Origin of the sequence: Mesorhizobium sp. M4B.F.Ca.ET.017.02.2.1, assembly GCF_003998955.1 — a bacterium.
Lineage (GTDB): Bacteria > Pseudomonadota > Alphaproteobacteria > Rhizobiales > Rhizobiaceae > Mesorhizobium > Mesorhizobium abyssinicae.
Map to the genome: position 1 here is coordinate 1 of NZ_RZOF01000022.1, position 17,993 is coordinate 17,993.

General features: G+C 65.3%; 19 protein-coding genes. 18 read left to right on the forward strand and 1 reads right to left on the reverse strand.

Features of this window, described 5'->3' with window-relative positions; all coding sequences use genetic code 11:
* Nucleotides 1-441 precede the first annotated feature (441 nt).
* The 18 genes from EN738_RS05025 to EN738_RS05110 all read left to right on the forward strand — a co-directional run bounded on the left by EN738_RS05025 (nt 442) and on the right by EN738_RS05110 (nt 17,751).
* A complete protein-coding gene (locus EN738_RS05025; protein WP_127282744.1) occupies nt 442-1,731 on the forward strand; it encodes an imelysin family protein in 1,290 nt (429 codons plus the stop codon).
* Between the two features lie 109 nt (nt 1,732-1,840).
* Nucleotides 1,841-2,152, forward strand: coding sequence for a (2Fe-2S)-binding protein (locus EN738_RS05030; protein WP_126056686.1), 312 nt, complete (start codon nt 1,841-1,843; stop codon nt 2,150-2,152).
* Nucleotides 2,118-2,603, forward strand: a complete 486-nt coding sequence (gene bfr / locus EN738_RS05035; protein WP_126056685.1) for a bacterioferritin — start codon at nt 2,118-2,120, stop codon at nt 2,601-2,603. Before EN738_RS05030 ends, bfr begins: the two co-directional genes overlap by 35 nt.
* Nucleotides 2,604-2,615: 12 nt before the next feature.
* Nucleotides 2,616-4,226 carry a di-heme oxidoredictase family protein gene (locus EN738_RS05040; protein ID WP_127282745.1) on the forward strand — a complete coding sequence of 537 codons (1,611 nt, stop codon included), beginning with the start codon at nt 2,616-2,618 and terminating at the stop codon, nt 4,224-4,226.
* Nucleotides 4,226-5,305, forward strand: a complete 1,080-nt coding sequence (locus tag EN738_RS05045) for an imelysin family protein (protein ID WP_127282746.1) — start codon at nt 4,226-4,228, stop codon at nt 5,303-5,305. Before EN738_RS05040 ends, EN738_RS05045 begins: the two co-directional genes overlap by 1 nt.
* Before the next feature lie 3 nt (nt 5,306-5,308).
* Complete coding sequence (locus EN738_RS05050; protein ID WP_127282747.1) at nt 5,309-6,424, forward strand: DUF1513 domain-containing protein; 1,116 nt, start codon at nt 5,309-5,311, stop codon at nt 6,422-6,424.
* Nucleotides 6,425-6,564: 140 nt separating this feature from the next.
* Nucleotides 6,565-7,302: a tRNA (adenosine(37)-N6)-threonylcarbamoyltransferase complex dimerization subunit type 1 TsaB gene (gene tsaB / locus EN738_RS05055; RefSeq protein ID WP_127282748.1), complete on the forward strand. Its 738-nt coding sequence runs from the start codon at nt 6,565-6,567 to the stop codon at nt 7,300-7,302.
* Nucleotides 7,302-7,796 carry a ribosomal protein S18-alanine N-acetyltransferase gene (gene rimI / locus EN738_RS05060; protein WP_127282749.1) on the forward strand — a complete coding sequence of 165 codons (495 nt, stop codon included), beginning with the start codon at nt 7,302-7,304 and terminating at the stop codon, nt 7,794-7,796. Before tsaB ends, rimI begins: the two co-directional genes overlap by 1 nt.
* A gap of 29 nt (nt 7,797-7,825) precedes the next feature.
* Complete coding sequence (locus tag EN738_RS05065) at nt 7,826-8,626, forward strand: 1-acyl-sn-glycerol-3-phosphate acyltransferase (RefSeq protein ID WP_127282750.1); 801 nt, start codon at nt 7,826-7,828, stop codon at nt 8,624-8,626.
* Between the two features lie 101 nt (nt 8,627-8,727).
* Entirely contained in the window at nt 8,728-10,134 is a 1,407-nt protein-coding gene (gene miaB, locus EN738_RS05070) for a tRNA (N6-isopentenyl adenosine(37)-C2)-methylthiotransferase MiaB (RefSeq protein ID WP_127282751.1), read from the forward strand.
* Between the two features lie 79 nt (nt 10,135-10,213).
* Nucleotides 10,214-11,263 carry a PhoH family protein gene (locus EN738_RS05075; protein ID WP_126056677.1) on the forward strand — a complete coding sequence of 350 codons (1,050 nt, stop codon included), beginning with the start codon at nt 10,214-10,216 and terminating at the stop codon, nt 11,261-11,263.
* 12 nt (nt 11,264-11,275) lie between these two features.
* Nucleotides 11,276-11,773 carry an rRNA maturation RNase YbeY gene (gene ybeY / locus EN738_RS05080; protein WP_127282752.1) on the forward strand — a complete coding sequence of 166 codons (498 nt, stop codon included), beginning with the start codon at nt 11,276-11,278 and terminating at the stop codon, nt 11,771-11,773.
* Nucleotides 11,774-11,800: 27 nt separating this feature from the next.
* Nucleotides 11,801-12,874 (forward strand): hemolysin family protein, encoded by a 1,074-nt coding sequence (locus tag EN738_RS05085; protein ID WP_127282753.1) that lies wholly within the window; start codon nt 11,801-11,803, stop codon nt 12,872-12,874.
* Nucleotides 12,875-12,884: 10 nt separating this feature from the next.
* Complete coding sequence (locus EN738_RS05090) at nt 12,885-13,355, forward strand: VOC family protein (protein ID WP_127282754.1); 471 nt, start codon at nt 12,885-12,887, stop codon at nt 13,353-13,355.
* An 85-nt stretch (nt 13,356-13,440) separates the two neighbouring features.
* Entirely contained in the window at nt 13,441-15,033 is a 1,593-nt protein-coding gene (lnt, locus tag EN738_RS05095) for an apolipoprotein N-acyltransferase (RefSeq protein WP_127282755.1), read from the forward strand.
* A 139-nt stretch (nt 15,034-15,172) separates the two neighbouring features.
* Nucleotides 15,173-15,592, forward strand: a complete 420-nt coding sequence (locus EN738_RS05100; RefSeq protein WP_127282756.1) for a helix-turn-helix domain-containing protein — start codon at nt 15,173-15,175, stop codon at nt 15,590-15,592.
* Between the two features lie 171 nt (nt 15,593-15,763).
* The gene (gene metK, locus EN738_RS05105) at nt 15,764-17,029 is read left to right on the forward strand and encodes a methionine adenosyltransferase (protein WP_127282757.1); all 1,266 of its coding nucleotides are present in this window, start codon (nt 15,764-15,766) and stop codon (nt 17,027-17,029) included.
* A gap of 20 nt (nt 17,030-17,049) precedes the next feature.
* Nucleotides 17,050-17,751: a tRNA (guanosine(46)-N(7))-methyltransferase TrmB gene (locus EN738_RS05110; protein ID WP_127282758.1), complete on the forward strand. Its 702-nt coding sequence runs from the start codon at nt 17,050-17,052 to the stop codon at nt 17,749-17,751.
* A gap of 57 nt (nt 17,752-17,808) precedes the next feature.
* On the opposite strand, the gene EN738_RS05115 is transcribed toward EN738_RS05110, so the two are convergent.
* The gene (locus EN738_RS05115) at nt 17,809-17,973 is read right to left on the reverse strand and encodes a hypothetical protein (protein WP_127282759.1); all 165 of its coding nucleotides are present in this window, start codon (nt 17,971-17,973) and stop codon (nt 17,809-17,811) included.
* Nucleotides 17,974-17,993 lie beyond the last annotated feature (20 nt).

Below are 17,993 nucleotides of genomic sequence, written 5' to 3' on the forward strand. Positions count from 1 at the left end.
CTTCATCGCAGCCCTTTTTGCGTTCAAATCTAGGATCTTCCGCCAGGTGGCGATTGTCTGCCGCCGCCGCAATCGCCCCGGTCCGGGTCGCACCCGGAATGGTCACCTGTCAATCGCCGCATTCCACGATTACGTCGCGTCGGCAAAGGCATAAAGTTGATAGTTACAGTTTAGAATTATTCTAAACAGTTGTTTCAATTGAATTTTCTTGGATAGGCCTGTTGACTTCCAACCCCTTCGCCGCTTTATGGGGGCTCGCGCGACGAGCGCATCCCTTTGATGTCTGGGCCTTGAACCCTTTCGATTGGAGGCATTTCGGTGTCTTTCTTCCACGAGCCGCGCAACGGCGCGGTCCATGTTGTGCCCGGCGGCATGCCCATGCCTCGGCGCGGGCTGGCACGCGCGCCCTTTAGCGAATTCCCAAGGAACTGGAGAACGATGATGACAGCACGTAATGGCGGCAGGCTCGCTGCTATCTGCGCGACTGCCGCGCTGACCGCTGCGGTGTTCGTGCTGCCGGCCAAGGTCGCAACCGACGCCAAGGCGGTCATCAAGACCTATGCCGACATCGCGCTCGCCAAATACGAGGATTCGCTGACCACCGCGCAGGCGCTCGACAAGGCCGTCGACGCGCTGCTCGCCAAGCCGTCGGCGGAGACGCTGAACGCCGCCCGCGAAGCCTGGAAGGCATCGCGCGTTCCCTACCAGCAGACCGAGGTCTACCGCTTCGGCAACAAGATCGTCGACGACTGGGAAGGCAAGGTGAATTCCTGGCCGCTGGACGAAGGCCTGATCGACGATGTCGCCAAGAGCTACGGCAGCGAGTCCGACACCAATTCGCTCTATACCGCCAACGTGATCGCCAACAAGGAGATCGAGATCGACGGCAAGAAGGTCGACGCCTCGAAGCTGACGCCGGAATTCCTGTCCGGCACGCTGCAGGAGGCGGGCGGCGTCGAGGCCAATGTCGCGACCGGCTATCACGCCATCGAGTTCTTGCTCTGGGGCCAGGATCTGCACGGCACCGGTCCCGGCGCCGGCGAGCGACCCTACACGGACTATGACCTCGCCAACTGCACCGGCGGCAATTGCAACCGCCGCGCTGAATATCTGAAGTCGGCGAGCGACCTTTTGGTCTCCGACCTGCAGGAGATGGTCGACAACTGGAAGGAAGGCGGCGCTGCCCGCAAGAACCTGGTCGATGGCGACGCCAATGCCGGCATCTCGACCATCTTCACCGGCATGGGCTCGCTGTCCTATGGCGAACTCGCCGGCGAGCGCATGAAGCTCGGCCTGCTGCTGCATGATCCGGAAGAGGAGCACGACTGCTTCTCTGACAACACCTACAACTCGCACCTCTATGACGCCGTCGGCATCCGCGCCGCCTACCATGCCAGCTACACGCGGCTCGACGGCACGGTGGTTTCCGGACCTTCCGTGTCCGACATGGTCAAGGCCGCCGACCCGGCGATCGGCAAGGAACTGTCGGACAAGCTCGACGTCTCCGTCGCCAGGATGGAGGCGATAAAGGCGCGCGCGCGCGCCGGCGAGGCCTATGACCAGCAGATCGCCGAGGGCAACGCCGAAGGCAACGCCACCGTGCAGGCGGCGATCGATGCGCTGATCGACCAGACCAAGTCGATCGAGCGCGCCGTCGGCTCCCTGAAGCTCAACGACATCGCCTTCGAAGGTTCCGACAGCCTCGACGCGCCGGACAAGGTGTTCAAGTAAGGCGCGAGCATGATCCCCAAAAGGGGTAGTCGGTTTTTGGACAAGATCATGCTCGAATGAGAAACAAGCCAAACGGCGCCGGAGCGGCGCCGTCAGCCAGGGCAAGTGAATGCTGATCTGCCATTGCAACATCATCACTGAGAAGGAGATCGAGCAGACGATCGTCGGCCTGCTGGATGAGGATCCCTGGCAGCTGATCGTGCCGGCGAAAGTCTACCATGCCATGCGCAAGCGCGGTCGCTGTTGCGGCTGCTTCCCAAATGTGGTGGAAACGATCATTCGGGTCACCGAGCACTACCACGCCCGTTCGGAGGCGAGCGGCGCCGACATCGTTTCACACCTGGACCGCGTCAGAGGCTTGCGCGGCCAATACGGGAGCAGAACCCATGAAAGGCGAACCGCAGGTCATCGAGCGGCTTAACGAAGCCCTGTTTCTGGAGCTGGGCGCCGTCAATCAGTACTGGGTCCATTACCGGCTGCTCGAGGACTGGGGCTACACCAAGCTGGCGAAGAAGGAACGGGCGGAATCGATCGAGGAAATGCAGCATGCCGACCGGCTGGTGGCCCGCATCATCTTCCTCGAGGGGCATCCGAACCTTCAGTCAGTTGCGCCGCTGCGCATCGGCCAGAACGTGAAGGAAGTGCTCGAATCCGATCTTGCCGGCGAGTATGACGCGCGCACCGCCTACAAGCGTTCGCGCGAGATCTGCCAGGAGGCCGGCGACTACGTGTCGATGAAACTGTTCGAGGAACTGCTTGCCGACGAGGAAGGTCACATCGACTTCCTCGAGACGCAGCTCGACCTGCTCGCCTCGATCGGCGAGGAGAAATACGGCCAGCTCAATGCCGACTCGGCCAACGAGGCGGAGTAAGGACATGCGGGAATGCGGCGCCGCCTAGATTTCCAGCGCCGCTCGCTGCGGGCCGAAGGCTCGCCTTCCTCGCTTTCCAGGAAAAGCTCGCTGGCCTGGCTGGTTCGCGGGCTTTCTTTCATTCCCGCCGTGGTGGCCACCGCTTCGGCGCTGGCTGGAGACCCGCTGCCCGCGGGCCTTGCCACCGCGCGCAGCGATCTGGCGCCGAAGGACCTGGCGCGTGTCATCGCCGTCACCAGGCCAACCGCGGATTTCTCCAAACCCGAGCCGTTCGAGCTGATGCAGGGTGGCGCTGGCACGTCGCGCAAGGACGTCAGCCGCGACGCCTTCTCGCAGCCCTCCGCCAACATCACCTTCGAGGAAGAAGGCACCTTCAGGCTCGGCAATGCGCTTTTCCGCAAGAACTGGGTGTCCTCACCCTCCTCGACCCAGGCATCGGACGGCCTTGGGCCGCTGTTCAACGAGCGCGCCTGCCAGAACTGCCATCTGAAGGACGGCCGCGGGCGGCCGCCGGAAGGCGGCGCCGGCACCACCTCGATGTTCCTGCGCCTGGCGCGCGATGCAAGCAGCGAGGAAGAGAGAGCCGAGCTTGCCGCCCGCAAGTTGCTGAACTTCCCCGATCCGGTCTACGGCTCGCAATTGCAGGGGCTGGCGGTTCCCGGCCTCAAGGGCGAAGGCCGCATGCGCGTCGACTACCAGGATGAGAAGGTGACGCTCGCCGGCGGCTCCGTGGTCTCGCTGCGCAAGCCGGGCTATTCCGTCGACGGCCTCGGCTACGGTCCGCTCGATCCGCGTACCACGCTGTCGCCGCGCCTGACGCCGCCGATGATCGGCCTCGGCCTGATCGAGCAGATCGCGCCCGCCGACATCCTCGCCCACGCCGATCCGGATGACCGCGATGGCGACGGCATTTCCGGCCGTCCCAACATCGTGGGCGATGGCGCCAGCGGCGGGCTCACGCTCGGCCGCTTCGGCTGGAAGGCCGAGACGCCGTCCATTCGCGAGCAGGCGGCGGACGCTTTCGCCGGCGACATCGGCATCTCGACGCCGGAGGCGCCGAAGCATTGGGGCGACTGCACCGCGGCCGAAAAGGCCTGCTTGGCCATGCCGAACGGCATGCAGCAGCGGCTCGGCCCGGTCGAGGCGCCGCCGCCGGTGATGGACCTCGTCACCTTCTATTCGCAGAACCTCGCCGTGCCGGCCCGGCGCGACATCGACGACCGCCAGGTGCTCGCCGGCAAGAAGCAGTTCTACGAGATGGGCTGCATTTCCTGCCACACGCCGAAATTCGTCACGTTGCGCGGCACGCCCAACAAGGCGCAGGCCTTCCAGCTGATCTGGCCCTATTCCGACTTCCTGCTGCACGACATGGGGCCGGGTCTCGTCGATGAACAGGCTGTCGGCGACGCGACCGGCAGCGAATGGCGCACGCCGCCGCTGTGGGGCATCGGCCTGACCGGAACGGTCAACGGCAATATGTTCTTCTTGCATGACGGGCGCGCCCGCACCATCGCCGAGGCGATCCTGTGGCATGGCGGCGAGGGTCAGAAGGCGCGCGACCGCTTTGCCGCCGCCGATGCGGCGACCCGCGATGCGCTGGTCAAATTCCTGGAGTCCCTGTGATGTCGAAGCGTCTTGCGTTTGCTCTCCTTCTTCCCTTGGCGATGGTCGGCGCATCCCCGGCATCGGCTGAGGTGAGGGCCTCCGCTGTCATCCAGCGGGCGATCGATGGTTTTATCCGTCCTGCCTATGCCAACCTGCGCGACCATGCCGGCAGCTTGACCAAGGCCGTGCGGGCGCTCTGCGATGCGCCGTCGCAAAGCAGCCTCGAGGCGGCGCGCGCCGAGTTTTCGGCCACGCTCGAGGCCTGGTCATCGGCTGAAATCATCGCTTTCGGGCCGATCAAGGAGAACAATCGGCTGGAGCGCATGCTCTACTGGCCGGACCGCAAGGGCATCGGCCTGAAGCAGGTGCAGGCGGCATTGGCCGGCAAGGACCCGACCGCCACCGATACGGCGCAACTGGCGGGCAAGAGCGTCGCCATGCAAGGGCTCGGCGCGCTCGAGTTCGTGCTTTACGGCGACGGCGGCGACGCCCTCGCCGGCAAGGACGATCCCTATCGGTGCGGCTATGGCGCGGCCGTCGCCGGCAATATCGAAACCATGGCCGCCGAGGTTGACGAGGCCTGGAGGAAGCCCGACGGATTTGCCGCGCTTTGGGCCAATCCGGGACCGCAGAACCCGCTCTACCGCGACGGCACCGAAGCTGTGACCGAACTTGTCGGTGTCTTCATCAACGAGCTGGAGATGGTCCGCGACGTGCGCCTCAAAGGGTTCCTGGGCGGCAAGCCGGAAGGCGACAAGCCAAGGCAGGCGATCTATTGGCGCTCGCAAAATACGACGAATTCCCTGGCCGGCAATTTGTCCGGTATCGATGCGCTGTTCGTGGCTTCGAAGCTTGGCGATGCGCTTCCGGCCGATGCGCAATGGATGGCCGAGTCCATCCACATCCAGCTCGCCAACGGCGTCGCGACCGCCAAATCCGTCACCGGTCCGATCGACAAGGCGCTCGCCGATCCGGTGCTGCGCGGCAAGCTCGATCATTTCGCGCTTATCACCTCCAGCCTGACCACCCTGATCGGCACCAGGCTGACCTCTGAGTTCGGCCTCACCGCCGGGTTTTCGTCCCTGGACGGAGATTGAGCCATGACTGCGGTACGCACGCCGCTGCTCGACCGTCGCGATTTCCTGAGGGCCGCCGGCGCCGGCTTCATGGCGGCGATGACGCCGCGTGCCTGGGCGAAGACGCTTGATGCCGACGCGGTCTTCGCCACCGCCTTCGTCAAGCGCGACGGCAGCTATGGCGCCGCCGTGCTGTCCGAGGCAGGCGATGTGCTGCATGCGATCGACCTGCCCGACCGTGGCCACGACGTCACCTTCGACCCGGTCTCGAAGCGCTCTGTGGTCTTTGCCCGGCAGCCCGGCACCTTTGCCGTGGTGTTCGACCACACCGGCCGCGACAAGCCGCTGACCATCGCCAGCGTCGCCGGACGGCATTTCTTCGGCCACGGCGTCTTCTCGCCCGACGGCGCTCTGCTCTATGCCACCGAGAATGATTTCGACAATGCCGCCGGCGTCGTCGGCGTCTATGACGCGCGCTCGGGCTTCAAGCGCATCGGCGAATTCCCGACCTACGGCATGGGGCCGCATGAGTTGCTTCTGCTCGGCGATGGCCGGACGATCGCGGTCGCCAATGGCGGCATCGAGACGCATCCGGACTACGGCCGCGCCGAGCTCAACATCGCCACCATGAAACCGTCCTATGTGCTGGTCGACCGCATCACCGGCGATCTGATCGAAAAGCACGAATTGCCGTCGGCGCTCCACCAGCTGTCGATCCGCCACATGGATTGCGACCAGGCCGGCACGGTCTGGTTCGGCTGCCAGTATCGCGGCCCGGCGGCCGACCGGCCGCTGCTGATCGGCCGCGCGGCGCGCGGCAAGGACCTGCAGTTGCTCGACATGCCGCAGGACGTGCTCGCGGGCTTCCGCAACTATATCGGCTCGGTCGCCGCCAATCCGGCTGCCGGCACGGTCGCCGTCACCTCGCCTGAGGGCAACTCGCTCGCCGTCATCGACGCCGCCAGCGGCGACGTCGTCGCCACCAGGGCGTTGGTCGAGGTCTGCGGCCTGGCGCCCGACGGCACCGGTTTCATCGCCAGCACAGGCGCCGGCGAGATCGTCGAGGACAATGGCGCCAGGCGCTCCGAGCCCGACTATGTCTGGGACAATCACATGCTGCGCATCGCAGAGCCGGCGTAGCCACCGCGAATCGTTGAAGGGACGTTCTCGACCCTGGCCACGCCAAGCCGCATAACAAATATCCACCTTGCCCCTTGCGGGGACGGGCCGTGGCGGGCACAGGGAATTGTTTTTCGACCCAGGGCGTTAACCGGCGAACCATGAAGCTGCTTGCCATCGACTGTGCCGCCACTCTCTGCGCCGCCAGCGTCTATGACGCCGCGGCCGGGCGCGAGCTTGGCCGCCAGGTGCTCGACCTCGGCAAGGGCCATGCCGAGCATCTCATGGCGGTCATCGACGCGGCGCTGAAAGCGGCCGGCACGGGCTACGCAGGCCTCGACGCCATAGCCGTCTCCGTCGGGCCCGGCTCCTTCACCGGCCTGCGCGTCGGCGTCTCCACCGCGCGCGGCCTGGCGCTGGCGCTGAAGATCCCGGCAATCGGCGTGACCACTCTCGAGGCCCTGGCGGCGGAGGCGGCCGAGTTCTTTCCCGGTCGTGCCGTGCTCGCCGCCCTCGACGCCGGGCGCGAGGAGATCCATGTTGCCGCCTATGACAAAGCGTTAGTTTTGACTTACGGTCCGGCGGTGGCCACGCTCGCGCAAGCCACCGCCATTGCCGTGGAGACGTCCACCGTGCTGGCCGGCACCGCCGCGGAGAAGATCGCCGCCTCGGCCGGCCGCGCCTTCGACATCGGGCCGACCGGCGCCACCGCCGACATCGCCGCCTATGCCCGGCTGGCCGCTGAAAAGGGCGTGGGCGACAAGCCCAAGCCGCTCTATCTGCGCGGCGCCGATGCCAGGCCGCAGGCCGGCTTCATTCTTCCAAGACAGGACCATGATCCCAAAAAGCGGGCCCCGGTTTTTGGGCAAGATCATGGTCCGGAAGGAAAAAAGAGCTGATGCGCATTCCCTTCTTTCAGCCGCGCCGCAGGGACTATGCGCTTCAGCCGCTGACGGTTGCCGACAGCGAGGCTGTCTCGGTGCTGCATCAGGAGGACTTTGTGCGGCCGTGGAGCGACGGCGAGTTCGCGGCTTTGCTCGAACAGGACACCGTATTCGGCTATGCCGCGCGCGAAACCGGACAGGGCGGCAAGCCACCGGTCGGCTTCGTGCTGGCGCGGCTGGCGGCAGGCGAGGGCGAGATTCTCACCGTAGCCGTCGCCCGCTCCCACCGCCGCCAGGGGCTTGGCTGGCAATTGATGGACGCGGTGCTGCGCGAATTGCACGCGCAGCGCGCCGAGGCGCTGTTCCTCGAGGTCGATGAGACCAATGTCGCGGCCATCGCGCTCTACCGGCGGCTCGGCTTCCGTGAGGTCGGCAAGCGCGCCAACTACTACAGATCGCCCGAGCGCGGCCCGACCGGCGCGCTTGTCATGCGCCGCGATCTTCGCTAGCGACACGCCGGGACAGGGCCTGCGCGCTGATGATCAAGAAATTACGGATTTTCCTGGCGCTTGCTCTGGTCGTCGCCGGCTCGCTGGTCTTGGTGCCGCTGCAGATCCTGTCGATGAAGACCGGGCTGTGGCCGGAAACCTTCATCCTCAAGATCTGGCACCGGATGATCGCCAGGGCGCTCGGCCTGCGCATCCACGTCAAGGGCGCGCTGTCGGCCAGGCGCCCCTTGCTGGTCGCGTCCAACCACATCTCCTGGACCGACATCATGGTGCTCGGCTCCAGGGTCGACGTGAAGTTCATCGCCCGCGCCGACATGGCGAACTGGCCGATGATCGGCATGCTGTCGAAGCTGCAGCGCACCGTCTTCATCGAGCGCGAGCGCAAGCGCAGCTCGGGCGACCAGGCCAGCGAGATCGCCGGGCGCATGGCCAATGGCGACGCCATGGTACTGTTCGCCGAAGGCTCGACCGGCGACGGCAACCTGCTTTTGCCCTTCAAGAGCACGCTGTTCGGCGCCGCCTCGATGGCGATTTCGGAAGGGGCGACCGAGCAGGTGTTCATCCAGCCGGTGGCGATCGTCTACACCAGGCTGCATGGCGTGCCGCTCGGCCGCCGTCACCGGCCGATCGCCGCCTGGATCGGTGACGAGGACCTGATGCCGCATCTCCAGGTGCTGCTCGCCGAAGGCGCGCTCGATGTCGAGCTGCATTTCGGCGAGCCGATTGCCTTCTCCAAGGGCTCGAACCGCAAGGAGACGGCAAGGCTGATGGAAAGCCGGGTGCGCGAGATGGTGCAGGCGGCGCTGGCCGAGCCGCGCCCGAGCCGCTGACGCGCCCGAGCCGCTGACGCGCCCCTTCGCGCATCCGGGACCCGGCGCCAAGGTTGAGAATCGTCTGTTTTTTGTCGCTGAAAGGCGTTAGAAGCCGCCCGATGGACCTGAACACGACAGAACGGAACGACATCGGCATCGCTGCCGACGGCCTGGCTGCCCCTCCGGCGGCGAAGAAAGTCTTCGTCAAGACCTATGGCTGCCAGATGAACGTCTACGACTCGCAGCGCATGACCGATGCGCTGGCGGCAGACGGCTATGTCGCGACCGATATGGTCGATGATGCTGACCTGGTGTTGCTCAACACCTGCCATATCCGCGAAAAGGCGGCGGAAAAAGTCTATTCCGAGCTTGGCCGCATCCGCGACCTGAAGGCCGAACGGGCCGGCACCGGCCGCGAGCTGCTGATCGGCGTCGCCGGCTGCGTGGCGCAGGCCGAAGGCGCCGAGATCATCCGCCGCGCGCCGGCCGTCGACCTGGTCATCGGCCCGCAGACCTATCACCGGCTTCCCGACGTGCTGGCAAGGGTGCGCGGCGGCGAGAAGATCGTCGAGACCGACTACGCCGTCGAGGACAAGTTCGAGCATCTGCCGCAGCCGAAGCGCGCCGAGGTCGCCAGGCGTGGCGTCACCGCCTTTCTCACCGTCCAGGAAGGCTGCGACAAGTTCTGCACCTTCTGCGTCGTGCCCTATACGCGCGGCTCCGAAGTCTCGCGGCCGGTGGCGCAGATCGTTGCCGAGGCCGAACGGCTGGCCGAGGCCGGCGTGCGCGAGGTGACGCTGCTCGGCCAGAACGTCAATGCCTGGCACGGCGAGGGCGAAAACGGCGAGGAATGGGGGCTGGGCCGCCTGCTGTTCAGGCTGGCCGAGATCCCTGGCCTGGCGCGGCTGCGCTACACCACCAGCCACCCGCGCGACATGGATGACGAGTTGATCGCCGCCCATCGCGACCTGCCGGCGCTGATGCCCTATCTGCATCTGCCGGTGCAGTCGGGTTCGGACAGGATCCTCAAGGCGATGAACCGCAGGCATACGGCGCGCGACTATCTGGCGCTGATCGATCGCATTCGCGCCGCGCGCGGCGATATCGCCATGTCCGGCGATTTCATCGTCGGCTTCCCCGGCGAGACGGAAGCCGATTTCGAGGCGACCATGCAGCTGGTGCGCGAGGTCGACTACGCCTCGGCCTTCTCGTTCAAATATTCGCCGCGTCCGGGCACGCCTGGCGCCGAAATGCCCGATCACGTGCCGGAAGCCGTCAAGGACGATCGCCTGCAGCGCCTGCAGGCCCTGCTCCTGAAGCAACAGCAGGATTTCGGCGCCAGCCTCGTCGGCAGGACCATCGGCACGCTGATCGAGAAGCCGGGCCGCCAGGCTGGCCAGAAGGTCGGCCGTTCGCCCTGGCTGCAGCCCGTTATTGTTGATGAAAAGGCCGGCGAAATCGGTGACATTATCGAGGTACGAATCACAAGGACGGGCTACAATAGCCTGTTCGCCGAGTTGGCCTGATGCATGTCGCTAGATTGTGCCCGCGGTTTTGGGACAACGAAATGCATAGCCACAAGCCTCGGCAGATGAGGAGAGACGGTTGAGCGCTGCTGAACTGAAGAACCTGCCCCCGAACCAGGCATCCGGGGCTTCCGACATGGCGCACATCGTTCTGACCTTCGACAACAACAAGCTTGCCAGCGCCCTGTATGGCCAGTTCGACGAGAACCTGGCGCGGCTCGAGCAGAAGCTCGGCGTCGACATCCGCTCGCGCGGCAACCAGCTGACGATCAAGGGCTCGGCCTCGGCCGCCGAGCAGGCGCGCCGCGCGCTGGACAACCTCTACGGCATCCTCCAGAAGGGCGTCGACATCGGCCAGTCCGACGTCGACGGCGCCGTGCGCATGGCGATCGCCGCCGACGACCAGCTGACGCTGCCGACGCTGGAGCGCAAGGGCAAGATGTCCGCCGCCCAGATAGCGACGCGCAAGAAGACCATCTACGCCCGCTCGCTCAACCAGGACGCCTATATGCGGGCGCTGGAGCGCTCCGAGCTCGTTTTCGGCATCGGCCCGGCCGGCACCGGCAAGACATATCTGGCGGTGGCGCATGCCGCGATGCTGCTCGAACGCGGCATGGTCGAGCGCATCGTGCTGTCGCGGCCGGCGGTCGAGGCCGGCGAGCGGCTGGGCTTCCTGCCCGGCGACATGAAGGAGAAGGTCGATCCGTATCTGCGGCCGCTCTACGACGCGCTTTACGATATGATGCCGGCCGACAAGGTCGAGCGGGCGATCGCCGCCGAAGTGATCGAGATCGCGCCGCTGGCCTTCATGCGCGGCCGCACGCTGGCACACGCCGCCGTCATCCTCGACGAGGCGCAGAACACGACGCCGATGCAGATGAAGATGTTCCTCACCCGTCTCGGCGAGAATTCGCGCATGATCGTCACCGGCGACCCGACCCAGATCGACCTGCCGCCGAACACCAAGTCTGGCCTTGTCGAGGCGCTGCGCATCCTCGACGGCGTCACCGGCATGGTGACGGTGCGCTTCAACGAGGGCGACGTCGTCAGGCATCCGCTGGTCGCCGAGATCGTCAAGGCCTATGACCGCGACGGCAAGCTGGCCAGGGGCCTGGGCGCGGAAAGCTGACGAAAAAGCCGCATGGCTGAAGACAGGAAACTTGGCGGCGGCCTGCCCGTCGACATCGATATTTCGATTGAGGCTGGCGATTGGCCCGACGAGGCGGGGCTGACGCGCCTGGTCGATCGCGCCGTGGCTGCCGCCTTTGCCGAAACCGGCGTCGACGGCGCTTCCGAGCTCAGCATCGTCTTTTCCGACGACGCCCACATCCGCACGCTGAACGCCGGCTGGCGCGGCAAGGACAAGCCGACCAACGTCTTGTCTTTCCCGGCTTTTCCGTTCCCGAAGGGCGGTCCGCTGCCGCCGATGCTGGGCGATATCGTGCTCGCCGCCGAGACGGTCGCGCGGGAAGCGGCACTGGAAGACAAGCCGCTGGCGAACCATATCACCCATCTCGTCATCCATGGCCTGCTGCATCTTCTGGGCCACGATCACGAGACCGACGCCGAGGCCGAGGAGATGGAAGCGATCGAGCGCGCGGCGCTCGCAAGGCTTGCCATTCCCGATCCCTACGCGTAACTAAAAAGACCAATTGACCGGACGACGATGAACGACAAACCAGAGACTGCCGCCCGCCCCGACGCCGGCAGTGCGGCCAAGCCTTCCGAAAAGACGGAAGAGGGCTCGAGTCCGAGTACCACGACCGGCAGCATCGCCAGCGAGCCATCGCCTGCCGGTCCTTCCCTGTTCGATCGCGTGCTCGGCCTGTTCAGGCAGCGCAACGGCACCAGCCTGCGCGAGGAGATCGCCGGCGCGCTTGCCGAAACGGCGAGCGATGCCGGCGCCTTCTCCCCCGGCGAGCGCGCCATGCTCAACAACATCCTGCGGCTGCGTGAAGTCCGCGTCGAGGACGTCATGGTGCCGCGCGCCGACATCGAGGCGGTGGAGATCACGACGACGCTCGGCGATCTGCTCGGTCTGTTCGAGCAGTCCGGTCATTCCCGCATGCCGGTCTACTCCGAGACGCTCGACGACCCGCGCGGCATGGTCCACATCCGCGACGTGCTCGCGCACATCACCAAGGTTGCCCGCGTCAAGAAGGGTCGCACCAGCCGCAAGACGCCGGCCGCGGCACTTCTCGACCTTGCCCAGGTCGATCTCGCCCGCACCATCGGCGACCTCAACCTGATCCGCCCGGTGCTGTTCGTGCCGCCCTCCATGCTTGCCTCCGATCTGATGGGCCGCATGCAGACGACGCGCACCCAGATGGCTTTGGTCATCGACGAATATGGCGGCACCGACGGCCTCGCCTCGCTGGAAGACATCGTCGAGATGGTGGTCGGCGACATCGAGGACGAGCATGACGACGATGAGCCGATGATCACCCAGTCCGGCGAGGGCAACTTCATCGTCGACGGCAAGGCCGAGATCGACGAGGTCGCCAAGATGATCGGCGAGGATTTCACCGCCGGTGAGCATGGCGAATATGTCGACACCATCGGCGGCATGATCTTCAACACGCTCGGCCGCGTGCCGGCCCGCGGCGAGGTGGTGCAGGCCATACCCGGCTTCGAGTTCCATGTCCTCGACGCCGATCCGCGCCGCGTCAAGCGCGTGCGCATCGTGCAGGTCCAGAAGGGCGAGCGCCGCCGCCGCGCCGCCCGCACCGAGCAGGCCTGAAGCCCGCCTGATGACGGTCGAGGATCCGTTCAAGCATGCCGTCCTTGGGTCCGGCATATTCTATAAGGACCCGCGTGCGGCTTTGACCTGGCTTGAAGCGGCCTTCGGTTTCGAGCCGAGCATGGTCGTCAGCGATGCCGAGGGCCGCCTCGTCCATTCCGAAATGCGCTTCGGCGACGGTTACATCGTCGTCGATTCAGAGTGGGCCGACCATGTCGCCAGCCCCGCTTCCGTCGGTGGCCGCAACACCCAGTCTGTCTATATCCGGCTGAAGGACGGGCTCGACGCCCATTGCGAGCAGGCGCGGCTGGCCGGGGCCGAGATCATCCAGGAACCGACCGAGCAGTTCTATGGCGAACGGCAATACCGCGCCCGCGACCCCGAAGGCCATGTCTGGACCTTCACGCAGACCTTGCGCGCGGTCCCGCGCGAGGAAGCCGAGCGGCTGAGCGGCCTCAGCATCGAGGGCTGGCACCGATAACATCAGATTGCGCTTATCGATGTTTGGAGCGCGGACCGCGGCCTGATAAATCTTTTGCCGTGATTCGCGCGACTCGGAAGCCTCAATGCAGCGCCTGGCCGGCCGGATAATTCTGCTCTGGGGGTGGCGACGGGCGCTGGTGGCGTTTCTCGCCGGAGCGCTGGCGGTCCTCGCCCAGGCGCCCTATGATTTCTTCGCCGTCTGCTTCATCTCGTTCCCGCTGCTGGTCTGGCTGCTCGACGGCGCCACCGGCGAGGCTTCCGACGGCTGGCTGAGGCGGCTGAAGCCGGCCTTCGCCATCGGCTGGTGGTTCGGCTTCGGCTATTTTCTCGCCGGCCTGTGGTGGATCGGCCAGGCGCTGCTTGTCGAGGCCGACAGCTTCGCCTGGGCCTTGCCCTTCGCGGTGGTCGGCATCCCCTTCGGGCTCGCCTTCTTCTACGGTTTCGCCACGGTCGTGGCGCGGCTGTTGTGGAGCAACGGCATCGGCCGCATCGCGGCACTCGCCTTCGGCTTCGGCCTGGCGGAATGGCTGCGCGATTTCCTGTTCACCGGCTTCCCCTGGAACGCCGTCGGCTATGCGGCGATGCCGGTTCCCCTGCTGATGCAGAGCGTCTCCGTGACCGGCATGATCGGCATGAACGCGCTCGCCGTCTTCGTCTTTTCGCTGCCCGCGCTGATCGCGGCGCGACGCCAGCTTCGGCTGGGCTTCGCGCTGCTCGGCATCCTCGTCGCCGCCCATGTCGGCTTCGGCTATGTCAGGCTCGCCGCTCCACTCGAGCCGGCGGCCCGTTCGGTCGATGTCCGCATCGTCCAGCCGGACGTCGACCTCAGCGAAAAATGGGACGCTTCGGTTCGCGACCGCATCTTCGCCACCTTGCTTGGCCTGTCGGGCAAGGCGCCGGAACCCGGCCATGCCAGGCCGCAGCTGATCCTGTGGCCGGAGACCTCGGTGCCGTTCCTGTTCACCGAGCGCCCGGACGCGCTGACGGCGCTGGGCGACATGCTCGGCGAAGGCCAGATGCTGATCGCCGGCGTCGTCCGCGAGGAGGGCGGCTCGGCGGCAGGCGCCGGCAGCCGCTATTACAATTCCGTGGTGGCGATCAACGACAAGGGCGAGATCGCCGACGCCGTCGACAAGATCCATCTGGTGCCGTTCGGCGAATATCTGCCTTTCGCCGACGTTTTCGACCGCTTCGGGGTCGAGCAGCTGGTCGCCGGCCCGATGAATTTCGCGCCCGGCAACGAGCGCCATCCGATCGTATTGCCGGATGGCGTCCGCGCGCTCCCCTTCATTTGCTACGAGGTCATCTTCCCCGACCTTGTGGCAGTTGACGCTACGTCATCTCAGCTTATTGTGAACGTCACGAACGATGCGTGGTTCGGTGATACGCCGGGCCCATACCAGCACTTCAGGCAGGCCCAGATTCGCGCGGTGGAGAATGGATTGCCTTTGTTGCGTGCGGCTAACAATGGCATTTCCGCCATTGTCGATCCGCGCGGCCGCATTGTCGACGCGCTCGCCGTCAATGCGCGCGGCGCAATCGATGCGCATGTGCCGATTTCTGGGCGCGCCCTCATTTCCGCCGGCCAGCGGCGAATTAACGGATTGATGATCATGTTCCTGTTCGCGCTGGGAGCACTCCTATCGAATGTAAGGCTACGGCTACGGGTGAATTGACAGCCGACACATTAGAAACTCATACTGTAAGCGCCTGAAATTTCTCGAAGTCGGTTGGAGGTTCTGTTGGGGCAGTTGGCTCCGGCTTCGTTTGGGCAAGAAAAAATAGAAAAAGCCGGAAAAATTCGGCGAGGAGAAAATGACAGAAGAAAATAAGAAAAAACCGAATCCGATCGACATCCATGTCGGAAGTCGCATCAGGCTTCGGCGCAATATGCTTGGAATGAGCCAGGAGAAGCTGGGTGAGAATCTCGGCATCACGTTTCAACAGATCCAGAAGTACGAGAAAGGCACGAACCGGGTCGGCGCCAGCCGTTTGCAGGCCATAGCGTCCATCCTCAGCGTGCCCGTAGCCTTCTTTTTCGAAGATGCCCCGGGTCAGGAGGCCGTGGGCAACCGAGGATTCGCCGAAGACCCGTCGATGGCATTCGCCGTCGAGTTCTGCGGCAGTCCGGAAGGGCTTCAGCTCAACCGCGCCTTCGTCAAGATTGCCGACGTCAAGGTGCGTCGCAGGATCATCGATCTGGTGAAATCGCTTTCTACCGACGACGCCGACTGATCCAGGGGACTTGTGCCACCGGCGGCGCCCCGCTGGTGGTGGCACAAGACAAACTGTGCTCACATTCATGCCGGAACCGCGGCAGCGCTTGACGAGCGGCGCCCGGCACCGCTAACACGTGGCGCGCCAAAAATCGGCAACCTGCCGATCTTTCTTCAAGAGGGGACACCCGTGACGCGGCTGAACTACTTCTTCACCTCGGAATCCGTTGCCGAGGGCCATCCCGATAAGGTTTGCGACCGTATCTCCGACGAAATCGTCGATCTCGTCTATCGCGAGGCCAAGAAGACCGGCATGGACCCGTGGAAAGTCCGTGTCGCTTGCGAGACCCTGGCGACGACCAATCGCGTCGTCATCGCCGGCGAGGTCCGGGTTCCAGAGACGCTGCTGAAGAAAGACAAGGCCGGCAACATCCTCAAGGACGCCGCCGGTCATCCGGTCGTCAATCCGGCAAAGTTCAAATCGGTTGCCCGCAAGGCGATCCGCGAGATCGGCTACGAGCAGGCCGGCTTCCACTGGAAGACGGCGAAGATCGATGTCCTGCTGCACGGCCAGTCGCCCGACATCGGCCAGGGCGTCGACAACGCCGCCGACCGCCAGGGCGAGGAAGGTGCCGGCGACCAGGGCATCATGTTCGGCTACGCCTGCCGCGAGACGCCGGACCTGATGCCGGCGCCGATCTACTACAGCCACAAGATACTCGAACTCCTGGCCGCCGCGCGCCATGAAGGCGACGGCGATGCCGGCAAGCTCGGGCCGGACGCCAAGAGCCAGGTCACCGTGCGCTATGTCGACGGCAAGGCCGCGGAAGCGACGCAGATCGTGCTGTCGACCCAGCATCTCGATGCGACCTGGGATTCCAAGAAGGTCCGCAAGGTCGTCGAGCCGTATATCCGCGAGGCCCTGGGCGATCTCAAGATCGCCGAGGACTGCAACTGGTACATCAATCCGACCGGCAAGTTCGTCATCGGCGGTCCGGATGGTGACGCCGGCCTCACCGGGCGCAAGATCATCGTCGACACCTATGGTGGCGCTGCGCCGCATGGCGGCGGCGCCTTCTCCGGCAAGGACACCACCAAGGTCGACCGCTCGGCAGCCTATGCGGCGCGCTACCTCGCCAAGAACGTGGTCGCCGCCAAGCTCGCCGACCGCTGCACCATCCAGTTGTCCTACGCCATCGGCGTCGCCCAGCCGCTGTCGGTCTATGTCGACCTGCACGGCACCGGCAAGGTCGACGAGGCGAGGCTGGAGGATGCGCTGCGCTCGGTCATGGACCTGTCGCCTTCCGGCATCCGCCGTCACCTCGACCTCAACCGGCCGATCTACGCGAAAACCTCGTCCTATGGCCATTTCGGCCGCAAGGCCGGCCGCGACGGTTCCTTCTCCTGGGAGAAGACCGATCTCGCCAAGGCGCTGAAGGACGCTGTCGCCGCCTGACGGCGACTGCAGACCTGTCCATGGATCCAAAAGACAGACCGAGCCGCGCGACCGAAGCTTTTTTCGGTCGCCGGCGCGGCAAAACCATCCGTCCGCAGCAGGCCGCGGCGCTCGAAAGCGGGTTTCGGACCTACAGGCTTGATCTGGCGGCCGCGCCGCCGGCCGAATTGCGGACGCTGTTTGACGCCGACGTTTCCGCCGTCCAGCTCGAGATCGGTTTCGGCGGCGGCGAGCACCTGCTGCATCGCGCGACGGCGGATCCGCAGACCGGCTTCATCGGCGTCGAGCCCTTCGTCAACGGCATGGCCAAGCTGATGATGGCGGTCCGGGAAAAGCCGCTGGCCAACCTCAGGGTTCATGACGACGACGCCACGCGGCTGCTCGACTGGCTGCCGCCGGCTTCACTCGACGGCATCGACCTGCTCTATCCCGATCCCTGGCCGAAGAAGAAGCACTGGAAGCGGCGCTTCGTCGGTCGGGTCAATCTCGACCGTTTCGCCCATGTGCTGAAGCCGGGCGGAAAATTCCGCTTCGCCTCCGACATCGACACTTATGTGAACTGGACGCTTTTGCATTGCCGGGCGCACGGCGCCTTTGCATGGCAGGCGCAGGAAGCGGCAGACTGGCATCGGCCCTATGATGGCTGGCCGGGCACGCGCTATGAGGCCAAGGCGCTGCGTGAGGGCCGGCGGCCCGCCTATCTGACTTTCGTCAGGACATAGGCCCGGCGCGATACGGTTGACCGCGCCAGGCGGGCAGCATCAGAAGCGCCCGATCTTTCAGAAGCGGCCCATCCTATCGAAGGCGGCCGGGTCCATGCCGAGCTTGCGCAGATCGTTGGCGCGCGGCCTGCGGCCGGCTTCGACGGACCGCGACGCGGCAACGGCGCTGCCGAATGTGGTGAAGATGTCGCCGATGGCGGAAAACAGCTTGCGGCTATCCATGATTTTCAACCTTTCGCGCG